The 17,814-nt window shown below is 65.2% G+C and carries 20 protein-coding genes and 1 tRNA gene; 4 read left to right on the plus strand and 17 right to left on the minus strand.

All coding sequences use genetic code 11. From position 1 onward, the window contains the following. Positions 1 to 62: 62 nt before the first annotated feature. The 3 genes from AC3WN8_RS08455 (at position 63) to AC3WN8_RS08465 (ending at position 1,253) form a co-directional block, all read left to right on the plus strand. Entirely contained in the window at positions 63 to 614 is a 552-nt protein-coding gene (locus AC3WN8_RS08455) for a glutathione peroxidase (protein ID WP_492668961.1), read from the plus strand. A gap of 82 nt (positions 615 to 696) precedes the next feature. Then, positions 697 to 927 (plus strand): type II toxin-antitoxin system ParD family antitoxin, encoded by a 231-nt coding sequence (locus tag AC3WN8_RS08460; RefSeq protein WP_492668998.1) that lies wholly within the window; start codon positions 697 to 699, stop codon positions 925 to 927. Then, on the plus strand, positions 924 to 1,253 hold the full coding sequence (locus AC3WN8_RS08465; RefSeq protein WP_492668962.1) for a type II toxin-antitoxin system RelE/ParE family toxin: 330 nt from the start codon (positions 924 to 926) through the stop codon (positions 1,251 to 1,253). The genes AC3WN8_RS08460 and AC3WN8_RS08465 overlap by 4 nt, the downstream gene beginning before the upstream one ends. Position 1,254: 1 nt before the next feature. On the opposite strand, the gene AC3WN8_RS08470 is transcribed toward AC3WN8_RS08465, so the two are convergent. The 14 genes from AC3WN8_RS08470 to hspQ form a co-directional block, all read right to left on the minus strand. Further along, complete coding sequence (locus AC3WN8_RS08470) at positions 1,255 to 1,530, minus strand: formate dehydrogenase subunit delta (RefSeq protein WP_492668963.1); 276 nt, start codon at positions 1,528 to 1,530, stop codon at positions 1,255 to 1,257. Beyond that, the gene (gene fdhF / locus AC3WN8_RS08475) at positions 1,527 to 4,373 is read right to left on the minus strand and encodes a formate dehydrogenase subunit alpha (RefSeq protein WP_492668964.1); all 2,847 of its coding nucleotides are present in this window, start codon (positions 4,371 to 4,373) and stop codon (positions 1,527 to 1,529) included. Before fdhF ends, AC3WN8_RS08470 begins: the two co-directional genes overlap by 4 nt. Beyond that, complete coding sequence (gene mobA / locus AC3WN8_RS08480) at positions 4,370 to 4,912, minus strand: molybdenum cofactor guanylyltransferase (RefSeq protein ID WP_492668965.1); 543 nt, start codon at positions 4,910 to 4,912, stop codon at positions 4,370 to 4,372. Before mobA ends, fdhF begins: the two co-directional genes overlap by 4 nt. Further along, complete coding sequence (locus AC3WN8_RS08485) at positions 4,909 to 6,393, minus strand: formate dehydrogenase beta subunit (protein WP_492668966.1); 1,485 nt, start codon at positions 6,391 to 6,393, stop codon at positions 4,909 to 4,911. The genes mobA and AC3WN8_RS08485 overlap by 4 nt, the downstream gene beginning before the upstream one ends. Continuing rightward, the gene (locus tag AC3WN8_RS08490; protein WP_492668967.1) at positions 6,393 to 6,836 is read right to left on the minus strand and encodes an NAD(P)H-dependent oxidoreductase subunit E; all 444 of its coding nucleotides are present in this window, start codon (positions 6,834 to 6,836) and stop codon (positions 6,393 to 6,395) included. The genes AC3WN8_RS08485 and AC3WN8_RS08490 overlap by 1 nt, the downstream gene beginning before the upstream one ends. 70 nt (positions 6,837 to 6,906) lie before the next feature. Further along, positions 6,907 to 7,812, minus strand: coding sequence for a LysR family transcriptional regulator (locus AC3WN8_RS08495; protein ID WP_492668968.1), 906 nt, complete (start codon positions 7,810 to 7,812; stop codon positions 6,907 to 6,909). Between the two features lie 161 nt (positions 7,813 to 7,973). Further along, the gene (gene fghA, locus AC3WN8_RS08500; protein WP_492668969.1) at positions 7,974 to 8,822 is read right to left on the minus strand and encodes an S-formylglutathione hydrolase; all 849 of its coding nucleotides are present in this window, start codon (positions 8,820 to 8,822) and stop codon (positions 7,974 to 7,976) included. Positions 8,823 to 8,835: 13 nt separating this feature from the next. Further along, entirely contained in the window at positions 8,836 to 9,219 is a 384-nt protein-coding gene (locus tag AC3WN8_RS08505; protein ID WP_492668970.1) for a VOC family protein, read from the minus strand. A 27-nt stretch (positions 9,220 to 9,246) separates the two neighbouring features. After that, on the minus strand, positions 9,247 to 10,359 hold the full coding sequence (locus AC3WN8_RS08510) for an S-(hydroxymethyl)glutathione dehydrogenase/class III alcohol dehydrogenase (RefSeq protein WP_492668971.1): 1,113 nt from the start codon (positions 10,357 to 10,359) through the stop codon (positions 9,247 to 9,249). A gap of 123 nt (positions 10,360 to 10,482) precedes the next feature. Then, on the minus strand, positions 10,483 to 11,094 hold the full coding sequence (eda, locus tag AC3WN8_RS08515; protein ID WP_492668972.1) for a bifunctional 4-hydroxy-2-oxoglutarate aldolase/2-dehydro-3-deoxy-phosphogluconate aldolase: 612 nt from the start codon (positions 11,092 to 11,094) through the stop codon (positions 10,483 to 10,485). 125 nt (positions 11,095 to 11,219) lie between these two features. Beyond that, entirely contained in the window at positions 11,220 to 13,037 is a 1,818-nt protein-coding gene (gene edd, locus AC3WN8_RS08520; RefSeq protein WP_492668973.1) for a phosphogluconate dehydratase, read from the minus strand. 13 nt (positions 13,038 to 13,050) lie between these two features. Continuing rightward, on the minus strand, positions 13,051 to 13,755 hold the full coding sequence (pgl, locus tag AC3WN8_RS08525) for a 6-phosphogluconolactonase (protein WP_492668974.1): 705 nt from the start codon (positions 13,753 to 13,755) through the stop codon (positions 13,051 to 13,053). A 55-nt stretch (positions 13,756 to 13,810) separates the two neighbouring features. Next, the gene (gene zwf, locus AC3WN8_RS08530) at positions 13,811 to 15,262 is read right to left on the minus strand and encodes a glucose-6-phosphate dehydrogenase (RefSeq protein ID WP_492668975.1); all 1,452 of its coding nucleotides are present in this window, start codon (positions 15,260 to 15,262) and stop codon (positions 13,811 to 13,813) included. A gap of 62 nt (positions 15,263 to 15,324) precedes the next feature. Next, positions 15,325 to 15,705, minus strand: coding sequence for a heat shock protein HspQ (hspQ, locus tag AC3WN8_RS08535; protein ID WP_492668976.1), 381 nt, complete (start codon positions 15,703 to 15,705; stop codon positions 15,325 to 15,327). Between the two features lie 121 nt (positions 15,706 to 15,826). Here hspQ and AC3WN8_RS08540 point away from each other — a divergent pair. After that, positions 15,827 to 15,916, plus strand: a tRNA-Ser gene (locus AC3WN8_RS08540). 152 nt (positions 15,917 to 16,068) lie between these two features. On the opposite strand, the gene AC3WN8_RS08545 is transcribed toward AC3WN8_RS08540, so the two are convergent. From AC3WN8_RS08545 to AC3WN8_RS08555, 3 genes are read right to left on the minus strand one after another with little or no spacing between them, the layout of a single operon-like run. After that, a complete protein-coding gene (locus tag AC3WN8_RS08545) occupies positions 16,069 to 16,302 on the minus strand; it encodes a fumarylacetoacetate hydrolase family protein (protein WP_492668977.1) in 234 nt (77 codons plus the stop codon). Beyond that, complete coding sequence (locus AC3WN8_RS08550) at positions 16,211 to 16,975, minus strand: fumarylacetoacetate hydrolase family protein (RefSeq protein ID WP_492668978.1); 765 nt, start codon at positions 16,973 to 16,975, stop codon at positions 16,211 to 16,213. The genes AC3WN8_RS08545 and AC3WN8_RS08550 overlap by 92 nt, the downstream gene beginning before the upstream one ends. Before the next feature lie 55 nt (positions 16,976 to 17,030). Continuing rightward, a complete protein-coding gene (locus AC3WN8_RS08555) occupies positions 17,031 to 17,810 on the minus strand; it encodes an enoyl-CoA hydratase/isomerase family protein (RefSeq protein ID WP_492668979.1) in 780 nt (259 codons plus the stop codon). Positions 17,811 to 17,814 lie beyond the last annotated feature (4 nt).

The following is a 17,814-nucleotide window of genomic DNA, read 5'->3' on the forward strand; positions in this document are numbered from 1 at the left end:
GGATCGGGGCTCCTTCGGGAGCCCCTTTTCGTTGTCGCGCCGACACATCGAAGGAGAGCAGTATGACCGCAATTCAGGATATCCCGCTCAAGACCATTGCCGGCGCCGACGCGTCGCTCGCCGATTATGCGGGGCGGGTCGTGCTCGCGGTCAATGTCGCGTCCAAATGCGGGCTCACCCCGCAATATGAGGGGCTGGAGGCGCTTTACGCCAAATATCGCGACCAGGGGCTGGTCGTGACCGGCTTTCCCGCCAACGACTTCGGCGCGCAGGAGCCGGGGACCAACGACGAGATCGCCGATTTCTGCACGACCAATTTCGGCGTGGATTTCCCGATGTTCGCCAAGATGCAGGTGACTGGCGCCGACAAGCATCCGCTTTACGCAGCGCTCACCGAAGCGGCGCCGAGCGCCGCCGGCGATCCCGAGGCGTTTCGCGAGAAGCTGCGCGGATATGGCATGACGCCCAATCCCGAGCCCGAAATACTGTGGAATTTCGAGAAGTTCCTGATCGGCCGCGACGGCGAAGTCGCCGCCCGCTTCGCCCCGACGACCGCCCCCGACGATGCAGCGCTGGTCGCGGCGATTGAGGCGGAGCTGGCGAAGAGCGAGTAACGCTGGCCCAACACGCAAATGGCAAGCCAGTGTCCGGCTTGCCATTTCCTGCCACTGCACCTAATTTTGGGTAGTGGACAGCATGAACATCTCTTTGCCGGGCCCGCTCAGAGCGTTTGTCGAAGCGCAGGTCGCCGAGGGGCGGCATGGCAGTGTGAGCGAATATGTTCGCGAACTCATTCGCGAAGACGAACGGCGCAAGGCAAGCGATCGCCTTGAAACCATGCTGCTCGAGGGACTAGCCTCTCCCGAAACCGAATGGTCGCACACCGATCTGGACGATATCCGTCGTGAGGCAGCGGGCCGCATTTGACTGCGGTTTCGATTTTCGTACGCGCCGCCGCGCGACGCGATATTGCCGAACATTATCGATGGCTGCGCGATGAGGCGGGGCTGGACGTTGCCGAACGCTTCCTGACCGCCATCGATGCCGACTTTACCGGCCTGGGCGTATCGGGCGGTATCGGTACGCCGGTCGAGTCTCGCCACCCGAGATTATCGGGCCTGCGCAAATGGCGCATACGCGGATTTCAGAACATTCTGATCTTCTACCAGCCCAAGGGTGCGGGAGCGGTTTCGATCATACGTGTCCTTCATGCGGCACGTAATTGGTGGGCGCTGGTGGGTTTGACGGAATAATCTACCCGGCGTCCGAGCCGCCGCTTTCGTCCACTGCGTTGAATTCGGTGGCATGGGTCTGGTGTCCCGGATCCACCCCCGCCTTCAGCATGTCGATCGCGGCAGCCGCGACGGGCACCAGTCCGGCGCCGTCCGCAAACACCTTCGCCTTCATGCGCGGGTCCCAGAACATTCGGATATGGTCGGCCACGGCGGCCACCGCATGCTCGTGACGCATCGCGCCGAAATTCCGGGCGATCTGGTTGGCCATGTAGATCAGGCGTTCCTGACCGTTCACTCGGCGGCCTCCAGCGGGGCGATGCGGCGCGAGCGTTCGGACAGCGCCTCATAGCCCTCCTGCCAGTCGGTCGGGCCGTTGGACGGGGTCACCTGCACCGCGGTCACCTTGTACTCCGGGCAATTGGTCGCCCAGTCGGAGAAGTCGGTCGTGACCACATTCGCCTGCGTCGCGGGGTGGTGGAAAGTGGTGTAGACCACGCCCGGCGCGACGCGGTCGGTCACCTGCGTGCGCAGGGTGGTTTCGCCCGAACGGCTGGCGAGCCGCACCCAGGCGCCGTCGGTGAGCCCACGATCCTCGGCATCGACCGGATGGATCTCCAGCCGGTCCTCGGGGTGCCAGGCGGTGTTCGCGGTCCGCCGCGTCTGTGCGCCGACATTGTAATGGCTGAGGATGCGGCCGGTGGTGAGCAGCAGGGGGAAACGCGGGCCGGTCTTCTCGTCGGTCGGCACATAGTCGGTGACGACGAACTTGCCCTTGCCGCGCACGAAACCGTCGATGTGCATCGTCGGCGTGCCCTCGGGCGCCGCTTCGTTGACCGGCCATTGCAGCGATCCGGCTTCGTCGAGCCGTTTGAAGCTGACCCCCGCGAAGCTCGGCGTCAGCCGCGCGACCTCGTCCATGATCTCGCTGGGATGGGTGTAGTTCCAGTCGAGCCCCATGGCCCGCGCCAGTTCCTGGGTCACTTCCCAGTCGGCATAGCCGTTCAATGGCGACATCACCTTGCGGACCGGCTGGATGCGGCGCTCGGCATTGGTGAAGGTGCCGTCCTTTTCGAGGAAGGTGGAGCCCGGCAGGAAGATATGCGCGTAATTGGCGGTCTCGTTGAGGAACAGGTCCTGGACGATGACGCATTCCATCGCGGCGAGGCCGGCGGAGACGTGGCGCGTATCGGGGTCGGACTGGAGGATGTCTTCGCCCTGGATATAGATCGCCTTGAAACTGCCATCGACGGCGGCATCGAGCATGTTGGGGATGCGCAGGCCAGGCTCCGCATCGAGGCTGACGCCCCAGTCGTCTTCGAACAGTGCCCGCGTCGCGCCGTCGGAGATGTGGCGATAGCCCGACAATTCGTGCGGGAAGCTGCCCATGTCGCATGCGCCCTGGACGTTGTTCTGTCCGCGCAGGGGATTCACGCCCACGCCGGGCCGGCCGATATTGCCCGTCGCCATGGCGAGATTGGCGATCGCCATCACGGTGGAAGAACCCTGGCTGTGCTCGGTGACGCCCAGTCCGTAATAGATCGCGCCGTTGCCGCCCGTGGCGTAGAGCCGGGCCGCTGCGCGCAGCTCTGCGGGGTCGACCAGCGTGACCGGCGCCAGCGTTTCGGGGCTGTTCTTCTCGTTCGAGACGAAATCGGCCCAGTCCCGATATTCGTCCCAGTCGCAGCGCTCGCGGATAAAGGCTTCGTCGGCCAGCCCCTCGGTGACGATGACGTGCGCCAGCGCGGTCAGCACCGCGACATTGGTGCCGGGCCGCAGCGGCAGATGATGCGCGGCCTCGACATGCGGCGAGCGGACAAGGTCGATCCGGCGCGGATCGATGACGATCAGCTTCGCGCCTTCGCGCAGCCTTTTCTTCATCCGGCTGCCGAATACGGGATGCGCGTCGGTCGGGTTCGCGCCGATCACCAGCATCACATCGGTATGTTCGACGCTGTCGAAATCCTGCGTGCCGGCGGAGGTGCCGAACGTGGTCTTGAGACCATAGCCGGTCGGCGAGTGGCAGACGCGGGCGCAGGTATCGACATTGTTGTTGCCGAATCCGGCGCGGATCAGCTTCTGGACGAGGAAGGTCTCCTCATTGGTGCAGCGGCTGGAGGTGATGCCGCCGATCGAACGCTGGCCATATTTGGCCTGGATTCGCTTCAGTTCGGATGCGGCATGGGCAAAGGCCTGTTCCCAGCTCACTTCCTGCCAGGGCTGGTCGATGCTGGCGCGGATCATGGGCTTGGTGATGCGCTCCTCATGCTGGGCATAGCCCCAGGCGAAGCGCCCCTTGACGCAGCTATGGCCGCGATTGGCCTTGCCGTCCTTCCACGGCACCATGCGGACGAGCTGCTCGCCGCGCATCTCGGCGCGGAAGGTGCAGCCGACGCCGCAATAGGCGCAGGTGGTGACGACCGAGCGTTCGGGCGTGCCGATCTCGACCAGCATCTTCTCGCTCAGCGTCGCGGTCGGGCAGGCCTGGACGCAGGCGCCGCAGGAAACGCATTCGGAGGAGAGGAAATCGTCGGCCGCGGTTCCCGCCGAAACCTGCGATCCGAAGCCGCGGCCCTGGATGGTCAGCGCGAAGGTGCCCTGCACCTCTTCGCAGGCGCGCACGCAGCGCGAACAGACGATGCATTTCGAGGAATCGAAGTCGAAATAAGGATTTGAATGATCCTTGGTCTGGCCAAGGTGATTCTCGCCCTGATAGCCGTAGCGCACGTCGCGCAAGCCCACCGCGCCCGCCTGATCCTGAAGCTCGCAATCGCCATTGGCCGCGCAGGTCAGGCAATCGAGCGGGTGATCGGAGATATAGAGCTCCATCACGCCCTTGCGCAGCTTCTGCAGCCTGGGCGTCTGGGTATGGACGGTCATGCCCTCCGCCGCCGGCGTGGTGCACGATGCCGGGGTGCCGCGCGCGCCGTCGATCTCGACCAGGCAGAGCCGGCAGGATCCGAACTGCTTGAGCGAATCGGTCGCGCACAGCTTGGGGATCGCGGTGCCGATCTCGGCGGCGGCGCGCATCACCGTGGTGCCCGCGGGCACGGTGACGGCGCGGCCGTCGATGGTGAGCGTCACCGTCCGGTCTGAGTGGGATTCGGGCGTGCCGAAATCGGTCTGGCGAGAATAGGTCATGCTGCCCGATCCTGACGGTAGGAGGCGAGATCCTCGGGTGTATTGAAATTGTGGAAGGCGGTATCGAGCGCGACGGTTCGCGCACCCGATATCGCGATCCAGCCACGCATCGTGCGGTCGTCCTGCGTGGCGAGATACTGGTGGAGCGCGTCGGCAAGGCTCGCCTGCCACAGCCCGATCAGCGGCTGGCCTTTCGCCACGGCATTGGCCGCGCCAAGCAGCGCCGGCAGGTTCGTCGGCAGCGGCAATATGTCGCATCCCGCGGTCAGCACGGTTTCGAAGCCATGGTCGCGCGCATGGTGGAGCGCGGCGCACAGCCCGCCCAGCGGGCCCTGATCGGGTTCGGGCCGGTCGGGTATCGCGCACAGCCCCGGCCAGTCGCGCCCGACCACGACCAGCGCGTCGGTCTGCGCACCCAGTGCGCCGGCGACATGATCGAGCAGGGGCGTGCCGTCGAGCGCGGCGAGCGCCTTGTCGCTGCCGAACCGGCGCGATTGGCCGCCGGCGATGATTGCGCCCAGGGTCCGGCCACGCGTCATTCGGCCGCTTCCTTCAATCCGAAATCCTCGGGGAAATGATGGAGTGCGCTGAGCACGGGATAGGGCGTGAAACCGCCGAGCGCGCAGAGCGAACCGAACTTCATCGTCTCGCACAATTCCTCGACCAGCGCGATATTGGCCAGCCTGTTCTCGTTCGCGACGATCCGGTCGATCGTCTCGACTCCGCGCGTCGAGCCCAGGCGACAGGGCGTGCATTTGCCGCAGCTTTCGACCGCGCAGAACGCCATTGCAAAGCGCGCCTGCGCCGCCATGTCGACACTGTCGTCGAACACGGTCACTCCGCCATGGCCGATCAGCCCGTCGCGTGCCGCAAAGGCCTCATAGTCGAATGGGGTATCGAACAAGGCCGGCGGGAAATAGGCGCCGAGCGGACCGCCGACTTGTACCGCGCGTACCGGCCGGCCGCTTGCGGTGCCGCCGCCGATCGTATCGACCAATTCGCCGAGCGTGATGCCGAATGCGGTCTCGAACAGGCCGCCATGGCGGATATTGCCGGCAAGCTGGATCGGCATGGTCCCGCGCGAGCGCCCCATGCCGTAATCGGCATAGGCCTGCGGCCCTTCGGCAAGCACGAAAGGCACGGCGGCAAGCGTCAGGACGTTGTTGATGACGGTCGGGCGCCCGAACAGCCCTTCATGCGCCGGCAGCGGCGGCTTGGCGCGGACCTCGCCGCGCTTGCCTTCCAGCGAATTGAGCAAGGATGTTTCCTCGCCGCAGACATAGGCGCCCGCGCCGACGCGGACTTCGATCGTAAACGGCGCGACGATCGACCGGCTGCGCGCCACGGCCGCCTCGAGCTTGGCGATGGCATGCGGATATTCGGAACGGAGATAGACGAAGCCGGTGTCCGCGCCGGTCGCAAGCCCGGCGATCGCCATGCCCTCGATCAGCACATAGGGATCGCCCTCGATCAGCATGCGATCGGCAAAGGTGCCGCTATCGCCTTCATCGGCATTGCAGACGATATATTTCCGGTCACCCGGCGCATCGAGCACCGTCTTCCATTTGATCCCCGCGGGGAAACCCGCGCCGCCGCGCCCGCGCAGCCCCGATGCCGTGACGGTCTCGACGATCTCGCCCGGCGTCATCGCCTGTGCGGCGCGCAGCCCGGCCCATCCGCCCGTCGCTTCATAATCGTCGAGCGAAAGCGGCCGTGTCCTGCCCGCGCGCGCGAAGGTCAGCCGGGTCTGGCCGGCGATGAAGGGATGCGCCGCGACGTCGCCGATCCGGATCGTGTCGGCGCCGCCATCCAGGATCGCCTGGACATCGGCCGGTGCGACGGGGCCGTAGCCGGTCCGCACCCCGTCGATCTCGATCTCGACCAGCGGTTCGAGCCAATGCATGCCCCAGCTCGAGACCCGGACGATCTCGGCATCGGGGGCGGCGCGCGAAAAGGCGGTGGCGACGCGATCGGCGCCACAGGCGATCGCAAGCGCGTCGTCGGAGATCAGGATCCGCATCACAATGCCTCGATCAGCGCGCCGAGCGATGCCTGGTCGAGCCGGGCATGGACATCGCCGTCCAGCATCGCATTGGGGCCGACGCTGCACAGACCCAGGCAATAGACGGGCTCGATCGCGATGCGATCGCCCGCCATGGTTTCGGCCCAGCTGGCGAGCGGTTCGGATCCGCGCGCCTGGCAGGCCTCGGCGCGGCATAATTTGAGCACGGGGCGCGGCTCGGGACGGGTGCGGAAATCATGATAGAAGCTGACCACACCATGCACTTCGGCTCGGGTCAGGTTCATTTCATGCGCGACCGTGCGGATCGCGGTTTCGTCGATCCAGCCATGATCGGCCTGGATGGCATGCAGGATCGGCAGCAGCGCGCCTTCGCGATGCGCGTGGCGGCGCACGATCGTTCTGACATCCTCTGGCGTGGCTGCGTTGCTTGGCAGTTTCATGGCTCAAGCGGTCACGCATATCGCGGCAAAGGTCAAATCGAGAGCTGCTATCCTTGATAGATCATGTCTATCAAACCGTGCGCAACGGCGTCAGCAACTCGATCGATTCCGCGACGGCCAGCGCGGCTCTCGCCAGCGGCGAAAGCGGCTCGCGGTCGAGCACGATCAGGCCGATGCTGTTGGGGGGTGCCGGATCGACGATCTCTATCACGCGGAGCTCGGGATCGCCCGCGACGAATTCGGCATGGCTGTCGGTGACGATGCTCGACAATCCGCCGTGCGCGACCATCGACAGCAGCGCGACATAGGAATCGGCGGTCGCGATCGGCGCGATGCCAAGGCCGAGCCGGGCGAGATGCGCGTCGAGGATGCGGCGATTCTGCATGCCCTGATGAAGCAGGCAGAGCGGCGCCGCCGCGACTTCGCGCCACGTTACCGCCTGTTTGGCGCCGAGCGGCGAATCGGTGCGTGTCGCGAACATGTAGCGCTCCGAATAGAGCGGCACCGCGCGCACCTGGGTCGGCGGCTCGTCGTGGAGATAGGTGAGCCCCGCTTCCAGCTCATAGTCGAGCAGGGCGCGCTCGATTTCTCGCGAGGTGAGCGATCGGATCGTCACCTGCAGCCGGGGATGCTGGGCGTGGAGCGCACGCATCAGATGGCCGATGCACGGCATCGCTGCCGGGATCGATCCGATCCGGAGCTCGCCGCGTAACGGCCCGGCCGGCGCGTCGATCGCGCGGCGCAGTCCTTCATGATCGGCGAGCAGCTGACGCGCAAAGGGCAGGATCGCATGCCCCTCCGGCGTCAGGTCGATAAAGCGCCGGTCGCGCACCACCAGCCGCTTGCCGAGCATTTCCTCCAGCGAAGCAATGCCGGCCGAGAGTGTCGGCTGGGTGACATGACAGCTTTCCGCCGCCCGCGCGAAATGCTTCTCGCGGGCAAGCGCGACGAAATAGTCGAGGAAGCGAAGCTGCATGACCGGGGACTAGACCAACGCCCACCCCATGTCATTCCCGCGAACGCAGACCATATATTTCGTCATTCCGGCGAAAGCCGGAATCTCACTTCTTCTTTTGCCGCGGTGATCGGAAAAACGAGATTCCGGCTTTCGCCGGAATGACGCGGTGTGGGTTGAAGCTATCCCGCGAACAGCCGCTCCGCATGCCAGCGGATATGATCGTCCATGAAGGTCGAGATGAAATAATAGCTGTGGTCGTAACCCGGCTGCATGCGCAGCGTCAGCGGGATTCCCGCCTTTTCGCACGCGGCCTGCAGCAGTTCGGGCTTCAGCTGCTCGACGAGGAAAGTGTCGGCGGCACCCTGATCGACGAGGATCTCGGATATGCGCGCGCCATCCGCGATCAGCGCGGTCGCATCATAGGCGCGCCAGCTTGTGCGGTCGTCGCCCAGATAACCGCCCAGCGCCTTGTGCCCCCAGGGACAGTCTAGCGGCGCGCTGATCGGCGCGAAGGCGGAGACGCTGCGATAGCGATCGGGATGCTTGAGCGCGATGGTCAGCGCGCCATGCCCGCCCATCGAATGGCCGGTGATCGCCTGACGCGCCATATCGGCGGGGAAATTCGCCGCGATGATCGCGGGAAGCTCCTCGGTGACATAGGAATACATGCGGTAATTGGTCCGCCACGGCTCGGCGGTGGCGTCGACGTAGAAGCCGGCGCCCTTGCCGAAATCATAGCCTTCGTCGTCGGGCACGTCGTCGCCGCGCGGCGAGGTGTCCGGACAGACGATGATGACGCCGAGCTCCGCCGCCGCCCGGCGATACTCGCCCTTCTCCATGACATTGGCATGGGTGCAGGTGAGTCCCGAGAGATACCAGAGCACCGGCAGCTTCGCGCCCGGTGCCTCGGCCTGGGGCGGCAGGAACACCGCAAAGGTCATGCGCGTGCCGGTTTCGGCGGACGCATGGGCGTAGACGCCCTGCGTGCCGCCGAAGCAGGTGTTGGTCGAAACGGTTTCGAGCGTCATCGATCGGCCGGGATCAGGCGGCCGGGCGGTGCAGGGCGCACAGCTTGTTGCCGTCGGGGTCGCGCAGATAGGCAAGATAGAGCTTGCCGAAGCCACCCTCGCGGAAACCCGGCGGATCCTCGCAGGCGGTGCCGCCATTGGCGACGCCCGCCGCATGCCATGCATCTGCCTGTTCGGGGGACGACGCGGCAAAGCCGATCGTGCCGCCATTGGCGTGGCAGGCCGAATCGCCGTCGATCGGCGTGGTGACCATGAACACGCCGCCATTGTTCATATAGACCAGCCGGCCATGGTCATCGATCCGGGCCGGCTTGGCACCGAGCGCACCCAGAGTGGCATCGTAGAATGTCTTGGATTTTTCGACGTCGTTCGCGCCGAGCATCACATGTGAGAACATGGCAGACTCTCCCTTTTGGTCTTCAGTTCAGAACACGACGACCGAGCGGATGCTCTCGCCGGCATGCATCAGGTCGAAGCCCTTGTTGATCTCTTCGAGCGTCAGCACATGGGTGATCATCGGATCGATCTCGATCTTGCCGTTCATATACCAGTCGACGATCTTTGGCACGTCGGTCCGGCCCTTGGCGCCGCCGAACGCGGTGCCCTTCCAGACGCGGCCGGTGACCAGCTGGAACGGCCGTGTGCTGACTTCCTTGCCGGCTTCGGCCACGCCGATGATGATGCTTTCGCCCCAGCCGCGATGGCAGCATTCCAGCGCGGTGCGCATCACTTCGGTGTTGCCTGTCGCGTCGAAGCTGTAATCGGCGCCGCCATCGGTCAGCTGGAGCACTTCGGCGATCACTTCGTCACGGCTCTTGCCCTTGCCGTTGATGAAATGGGTCATGCCGAACCTGCGGCCCCATTCCTCGCGATCGGGATTGATATCGACGCCGACGATCACGTCCGCACCCACCATCTTGGCGCCCTGGATCACGTTGAGGCCGATGCCGCCCAGGCCGAAGACCACCACCTTCTCGCCCACCTGCACCTTGGCGGTGTTCACGACCGCGCCGACACCGGTGGTGACGCCGCAACCGACATAGCAGCTCGTCTTGAACGGTGCGTCCTGGCGGATCTTCGCGACCGCGATCTCGGGCAGCACGGTGAAGTTGGAGAAGGTCGAGCAGCCCATATAATGGAAGATCGGCTGGCCCTTGTAGCTGAAGCGCGTCGTGCCGTCGGGCATCAGGCCCTTGCCCTGGGTCGCGCGGATCGCGGTGCAGAGATTGGTCTTGCCGCTGAGGCACGATTTACACTGACGGCATTCGGGCGTGTAGAGCGGGATGACGTGATCGCCGGGGACGACCGAGGTCACGCCGGCGCCGACCTCGCGGACGATGCCCGCGCCTTCATGGCCGAGGATCGAAGGGAAGATGCCCTCGCTGTCGAAGCCGTCGAGCGTATAGGCGTCGGTATGGCAGATGCCCGTCGCCATGATCTCGACCAGCACTTCGCCGGCCCTGGGGCCTTCCAGGTCGACTTCGACGATCTCCAGCGGCTTCTTGGCTTCGAATGCGACGGCGGCGCGAGTCTTCATGGGCTTCCTCCCCGGGGAACAAGATTGTGGACGGGCGTCTAAAGATGCCTATCAGAAGCGACAAGTATCATCGACAGCGTCTATCTTTGATAGATCGTCCGGACGCAGCCCGACTTGGATGGATCAGGCCAGCGAAGCGGCCCGTGCCGCGGCTGCGGTGATCGCCGCCGTATCGGGCGCGCCCTTGCCGACCATCCAGCTGCCGCCGACGCACAGCACTTGCGGGATCGCCAGCCAGTCGGGCGCGGTTTCCGCGGTGATTCCGCCGGTCGGGCAGAAACGGCAATCGGCGAACACCGGGGTCAGGCTCTTGAGCGCCGGTGTGTCGCCCGCCGCCATGGCGGGGAAGAATTTGAAATGGGTGAGGCCGAGGTCGAGGCCGCGCATGATGTCGCCGGCATTGGCGGTGCCGGGCAGGAAGGGGATGCCGCTTTCGACTGCGGCCTTGCCCAGCGACTCGGTGAGGCCGGGCGAGACGATGAATTCGGCGCCCGCATCGATGCTTGCGCGCAGCGTCTGTGGGTTGAGCACGGTGCCCGCGCCGACGATCGCCCCCTCGACCCGCTTCATCTCGCGGATCGCGTCGAGCGCGGCGTCGGTGCGCAGCGTGACTTCCAGCACCCTGAGGCCCCCGGCGACCAGCGCCTCGGCGATCGGGCGGGCATGGGCGGCATCCTCGATCACCAGCACGGGGATGACGGGCGCGGTGCGCATGATGGTTTCGATGGGTTTCATCTCTTGATCCCTATTCTGATGTCATTCCCGCGAACGCGGGAATCCAGGAGAGGTTGAAGACCTGCACGAGCGACTCTGGATTCCCGCTTACGCGGGAATGACACGGAGGGCCGGGTGCACAGGACTCACAATCCCGCGAATGTCAGCATCGCCGATGCGCCGCATTCGGCTTCGTCGGCGCCCCGGCGCATCAGCGCGAAGAGCTCGCGGCCCGTGCCCATCGCCGGCGGCGGCGGGTCGGCCGGCACGCGCGACGCCCATTCCGCCTCGCTTACCAGCGCGGTCAGCTCTCCGCGCGTGGCGCAGACGCGGACGATATCGCCGTCGCGCAACCGCGCGAGCGGACCGTCGTTGAGCGCTTCGGGACTGACATGGATCGCCGCGGGCACCTTGCCCGATGCGCCAGACATCCGCCCGTCGGTGACCAGCGCCACGCGAAACCCCTTGTCCTGGAGCACGCCGAGCGACGGGGTCAGCTTGTGGAGTTCGGGCATGCCGTTGGCGTGCGGGCCCTGGAAACGGACGACGACGACCACGTCGCGTTCCAGCTCGCCGGCCTTGAATGCGGTGATCACCTGATCCTGGTCGGAGAAGATCCGCGCCGGCGCCTCGATCGTCCAGCGATCGGGCGCGACCGCGCTGGTCTTGATCATCGCGCGGCCGAGATTGCCGGTCAGCAGCCGCATGCCGCCATCGGGCATGAAGGGGGCCGCGACCGGGCGCAGCATGGTGTCGTCGCGTGTCCCGGCGACGTCGGTCCATGCGAGCGCTTCGCCGTCGAGCACAGGCTCGCGTCCATAATCGGCAAGGTCGGCGGTCCAGACCGTCATGATGTCGCGGTGGAGCAGCCCCGCTTCGATCAACTCGCGGATGACGAAGGCCATGCCGCCCGCCGCCTGGAAATGATTCACGTCGCCGGCGCCATTGGGATAGACGCGCGCAATCAGCGGCACCGCGGCGGACAGCCGGTCCATATCCTCCCAGTCGATCAGGATCCCGGCGGCGCGGGCGATCGCGGGCAAGTGGATGGCGTGGTTGGTCGATCCGCCCGTCGCGAGCAGGCCGACCGCCGCGTTGACGATCGCGCGCTCGTCGACGCAGAGCCCCAGCGGCCGGTAATCCTCGCCGTCCCAGCCGATCCGGGTCAGGCGATGCACCGCCGCGCGCGTCAGTTCCTGGCGCAGCTTGGTGCCCGGATTGACGAAGGCCGCGCCGGGCACATGCAGGCCCATCACTTCCATCATCATCTGGTTGGAATTGGCGGTGCCGTAGAATGTGCAGGTGCCGGCGCCGTGATAGCTGGCGGCTTCGGCCTCGAGCAGTTCGTCGCGCGTCGCCTTGCCCTCGGCATAAAGCTGGCGGACGCGCTGCTTTTCCTTGTTGGCAAGGCCGGTGGGCATCGGTCCCGCGGGAATCAGGATGGTCGGCAAATGGCCGAAGCGCAACGCGCCGATCAGCAGGCCGGGCACGATCTTGTCGCAGATGCCGAGCAAGGCCGCGCTTTCGAACATGCCATGGCTCAGCGCGATGGCGGTGCCCATGGCGATGGTGTCGCGGCTGAACAGCGACAGCTCCATGCCGACCTGCCCCTGGGTGACGCCGTCGCACATCGCCGGCACGCCGCCCGCCACCTGCGCGGTCGCACCGGCTTCGCGCGCGAACACCTTCATCTGCTCAGGGTATCGCCCATAGGGCTGATGGGCGGACAGCATGTCGTTATAGGCGGTGACGATGCCGATATTCATCGCCTTGCCGGCACGGATCGCGGCCTTGTCGTCGCCCGATGCGGCAAAGCCATGCGCCAGATTGCCGCAGGACAGCCGGGGCCGGTCGATGCCCGTTTCCCGCTCGCGCGCGATCAGGTCGAGATAGGCGCCGCGCCCCGGTCTCGACCGTTCGATCACCCGATCGGTGACGGCGGCGATTTCGGGGTGCAGGGTCATGCGCGGTCCCTTTTCAATCGGTCAGCCAGTGGATGTCGATCGGCTGCTCGTAATCGGCGAGCACGCGGCCGATCGGGACGTTCGAGCTCGGCCCGTCGGCGATCGCACGCTCCAGCACCTTCTGCTTTTCCTGGCCCTTGATCGCGATGGTCAGCGTGCGTGCGGACAGGATCGCGGCGCGGGTCAGCGTCACGCGCGGCACCGGCGCCTCGGCGGGCAGGGGATCGGGCAGCACGCCGATTGCACGGCGCGCCTTGGGACCGTTCAGCGCCTCGTCGAGATCGGCGCCGGGAAAGATCGAGGCGGTATGCCCATCGGTCCCGATGCCGAGCCAGACCAGATCGGGCGGCCAGTGCAGGTCCTGCAGCCGCGCGTCGGCGGCGTTGCCGGCCAGCTTGTGATCCTTGTTCTCGGTGGCGATAGGCAGCACGCGCGCGCCCAGCGGAATGAAGACCTTGGCGATCCCCGCGACATTGCTCAGCGGATCGCTGACCGCGACCAGCCGGTCGTCGGTCGGAATGATCGTGACGTTCTTCCATTTGAGCTTGGCCTTGGCCAGCTTGGCGAAGATCGGGCCGGGCGTGCTGCCGCCGGGGAAAGCGACCAGCGCCTGGCCGCGCGCGTCCAGCGCCTGTTCGATGATGAAACCGATATCGCCGGCGACGGCTTCGGCCCATTCATCCTCGTCTTCATAGTCCCAGAATTCGGCTTCGATCATGCCCGTGTCCTAATCATGCTCAAATCAATCATGCCCAAACTCAATCATGCCCAGCTCAATCGTGCCACGTCACGCCATCGCGCTCGGTCAGCGCGATCGCGAGCGACGGGCCCCAGCTTCCGGCGCCATAGGGTTTGGGTTTCATCCCGTTCTTGGTCCAGCCGGCGCGGATCGCGTCGATCCAGTCCCACTGCGCCTCCACTTCGTCGCGGCGGACGAATAGGGTCGGATCGCCCTCGATCAGGTCGAGCAGCAGCCGTTCATAGGCGATGCGCCGGCGCGTACCGGCAAAGGCATGGGTCAGCGACAGGTCGAGCGGCACCTCGCGCAGGCGGATGCCGTCGCGGTCGAGTCCGGGTTCCTTCGCCATCACCAGCAAACGGATATATTCCTCGGGTTGCAGGCGGATGACGAGCTTGTTCGCCTTCAGCTTGCCGCCGCGCTTGGCGAAGATCGAATGCGGCACGCATTTGAACTGGATGAAGATCTCGGACTGACGGGTGGGCAGCCTTTTGCCGGTGCGCAGATAGAAGGGCACACCCTGCCAGCGCCAATTGTCGACATGCGCCTTGATCGCGACGAAGGTCTCGGTGTCGGAAGGTTTGCCGAGTTCGTCGGCATAGCCCGGCACGGCTTCGCCCTTGCTCGCGCCTTCGCCGTACTGGCCGGTCACGGTGTGGCTCGGCGCGGTCTCGGCATCGATGCGGCGCAGCGAGCGCAGCACTTTCACTTTCTCGTCGCGGATCGCGGTCGCGTCGAAACTCGCCGGCGGCTCCATCGCGACCAGCGCGAGCAGCTGGAGCATATGGTTCTGCACCATGTCCCTCAGCGCCCCGGTATCGTCGTAAAAGCCGACCCGCCCTTCCAGCCCGACGGTCTCGGATACGGTGATCTGGACGTGATCGATGCCGTTGGCGTTCCACAGCGGCTCGAACAGCGAGTTGGCGAAGCGCAGCGCCAGCAGGTTCTGGACGGTTTCCTTGCCCAGATAATGGTCGATGCGGAAGGTCCGCTCCTCGGGAAAGGCCGCGGCGACCGCGTCGTTGATCTCGCGCGAACTGGCCAGATCGGTGCCCAGCGGCTTTTCGAGCCCGATGCGGACCTTCTCGCCCGCAAGTCCCGCCAGCTTGAGCCCGGCGATGGTGGGTTCGAACAGGAATGGCGCGGTCGACAGGAAGATGGCGAGGCCCTTGGAAACATCGCCGACCTTTTCGGCGAGCGCCGGAAAACCGTCCGAGTTCGAGGCGTCGAGCGGCTGGTAGAACAGTCGATCGAGGAAGCTGGCGATCGTCGCGTCGTCCTTGCGCTCGGCGGGCAGGAATTCCTCGAGCGCTTTGCGCGCGAAGTCGCGATAGCCGGCATCGTCCAGCGTGCTGCGCGCGGTGCCGACGATGCGCAGATGATCCGCCACCAGTCCGTCGGCGTGGAGCGCATAAAGCGAAGGCAGCAACATGCGCCGCGCTAGATCGCCGGTCGCGCCGAACAGCAGGAGCGTTTCGAAAGGCATGGATGGGCTCATGCCCCCGGTTTCCACCGGGGGTCAACCATGGTTGCACATGCGCGACGATTTTAGTGGCGGTGTTCCCGGCGGAGGCGATACCGCCCATCGGCATAACCGTCGAAAATGCCCGCGATCGCTGGGTGATCCACCGGCTCCTCGCTTTCGTCGGTCACCAGATTCTGCTGGCTGACATAGGCGATATAGCTGCTCTCCGCATTCTCGGCGAGCAGGTGGTAGAAGGGCTGGTCCTTGCGCGGGCGGACGTCCTCGGGAATCGCCTCATACCATTCGTCGGTATTGGCGAAGACCGGATCGATATCGAAGATCACCCCGCGGAAATCGAACAGCCGGTGCTTGACCACATCGCCGATCGAAAAACGCGCATGGCTGACGGGCGGCATCACTGCGGGCGGCCTGGCCGCGGCCGGGGTGGAACTGGGTACTGTCATGATTCCAATCTAGGGTGGTTTTCGGCGGGCGCAACCCGGCGCTTGTCAGATCCGAATGCCTGCGCTAAGGCCCGCCCCTCGTTCGACCGGCCGCACCTGTCCGGGTGCCCCGTTCCTCTGCGGAGAGGTGGCTGAGAGGTCGAAAGCACCGCACTCGAAATGCGGCGTGCCGGTAACGGTACCGTGGGTTCGAATCCCACCCTCTCCGCCACATAATCACTTGAGGGCAAAGGGATTATTTCCCTTTCGCTCGCGCAAGAACAGCCCGTTTCGGCTTTCTCCGTTGGTGCGGCGAGCGTTCACCGCGGTTCGCGCCAGTTGACAACAGCCCGATATCGACAGCGAAGCGTTGACGGTGACTTGTCAGGCCCTTGCGGCATCGACGATCGGCGTTTCCATGGTTCCGAGCCCGGTGATCGACATCCGAACCGTATCGCCGTGGCGCAGGAATTCCGGCGGCTTCCGGAATGCGCCGCATCCCGTGGTCGTGCCGGTGAAGATCGCGTCACCCGGGCTCAGGTCGAGCAGCTTGCTGAAATTCTCGATGAGCCCCGGGATGTCGATGATCATCTCGGAACTCATCCCGTCCTGCCGCAACTCGCCATTGACCCAGCATTGCAGCCGCAGTGCGTGCGGGTCGGGTATCTCGTCCCTGGTGACGAGCCACGGCCCGAGGGGCGAACTGGTGCGAATGCCCTTGGCGCGTGACCTGCGAGAAGAGCGGACTCAGCGCGACATCCTTGAGCGCCATGTCGCGCGCGGTGACGTCGTTTCCGATCATATAGCCGGCGACATGTTCCATCGCCTTTTCGCGCGGAATGTTTCGGCCGCCGCGGCCGATGACCACGACGATCTCGGTTTCATAGTCGAGCTGTTCGCTGTCGGCCGGGCATATCACCGCGTCGCGCGGTCCGATGACGCTATTGGAAGGCTTGAAGATCAGCAGCGGCTCGGATGGCGACGGGGTATTTTTGTGCCCCGTGGCCTCGTCGAGATGCGACTGATAATTCCCGCCGACCACGATGATCTTTTCAGGGCGCGGAACGGGCGCGCCGAGCCGTACGCCGTTCGCCGGAAAGCGTTCGGCGCCCGCGGCAATGGCGCCTTCGACCAGCGGCTGGAGATAATCGAGCAGGCTCAGAAAGCTGTTTGTATCGAGAACCGGAAACCCAAGACCGGTGAGAATGGACGCCAGCGGCGCGATAGTCTCATCCTCGAGGTAGATGCCGGGCTGTTCCGCATGCTTGGGACCATAGGAAATGATTTTCATGGAAAGGCTCTCCGTCTGGACCTGCCATCGGGCGACCAACCTGCCGGTCTCACATCTAGCGCCCTTCAAATCGGGGTGATCTTTTCTCCTCAAAGGCTTTGAGGCCTTCCGCGAAATCCCGCGTCGTGAAGATCCGCTGCGCGCTCTCGAATGCGTGAGACAGCAACAGGCCATTGTCGATCGACCCTGCCCGGCGCATCAGCGATTTGGCGGCGGCGAGCGCGATCGGTTGTTTGGAAGCGATCTTTTCGGCCATTTTACGAACGGTCCCGGCGAGCTGTTCGGCCGGCACGACATGGTTCACAAAACCCGCATCGGCCAATTCCCTCGCCGTCCACACGTCACCGGTGAACAAGAGTTCCGCCGCTTTTTTCCGCGACATCAGATAGGGGGCCAGCACGGCGGAGACGGGACCGAAGCCGACGAAATTGGCGTGACCGTCGCCCATTTTCACGCCCTCGGCGGCAATCACGATATCGGCATAGCAGCAAAGCTCGAACCCGCCCGCGACCGCGACCCCATTGACCGCGGCGATCACGGGGCTGGGGAATTCTTCCAGTTTCCGGAACATGGCCGGCGCCAGGGCGTAAAAGCGTTCGCGCAGCGATGGATCGACTTCCCAGCATTTCAGCTGCTTGATGTCCGCGCCGACACAGAATGCGTTGCCGACACCCGTCAGGATCAGCACGCGCACGTCATGGTCGGCCGCGGCCTCGGTCAGCACCGCATCGAACCGCTCGATCATGTCGAGATTGATCGCGTTCATCGCCTCCGGGCGATTCATCCGGATGGTCGCGACATGACCTTCCTTCACATAATCTATGGGGCCGCCCATCGCG

It is taken from the genome of Sphingobium sp. FW305-3-2-15-F-TSA7, from assembly GCF_058787155.1.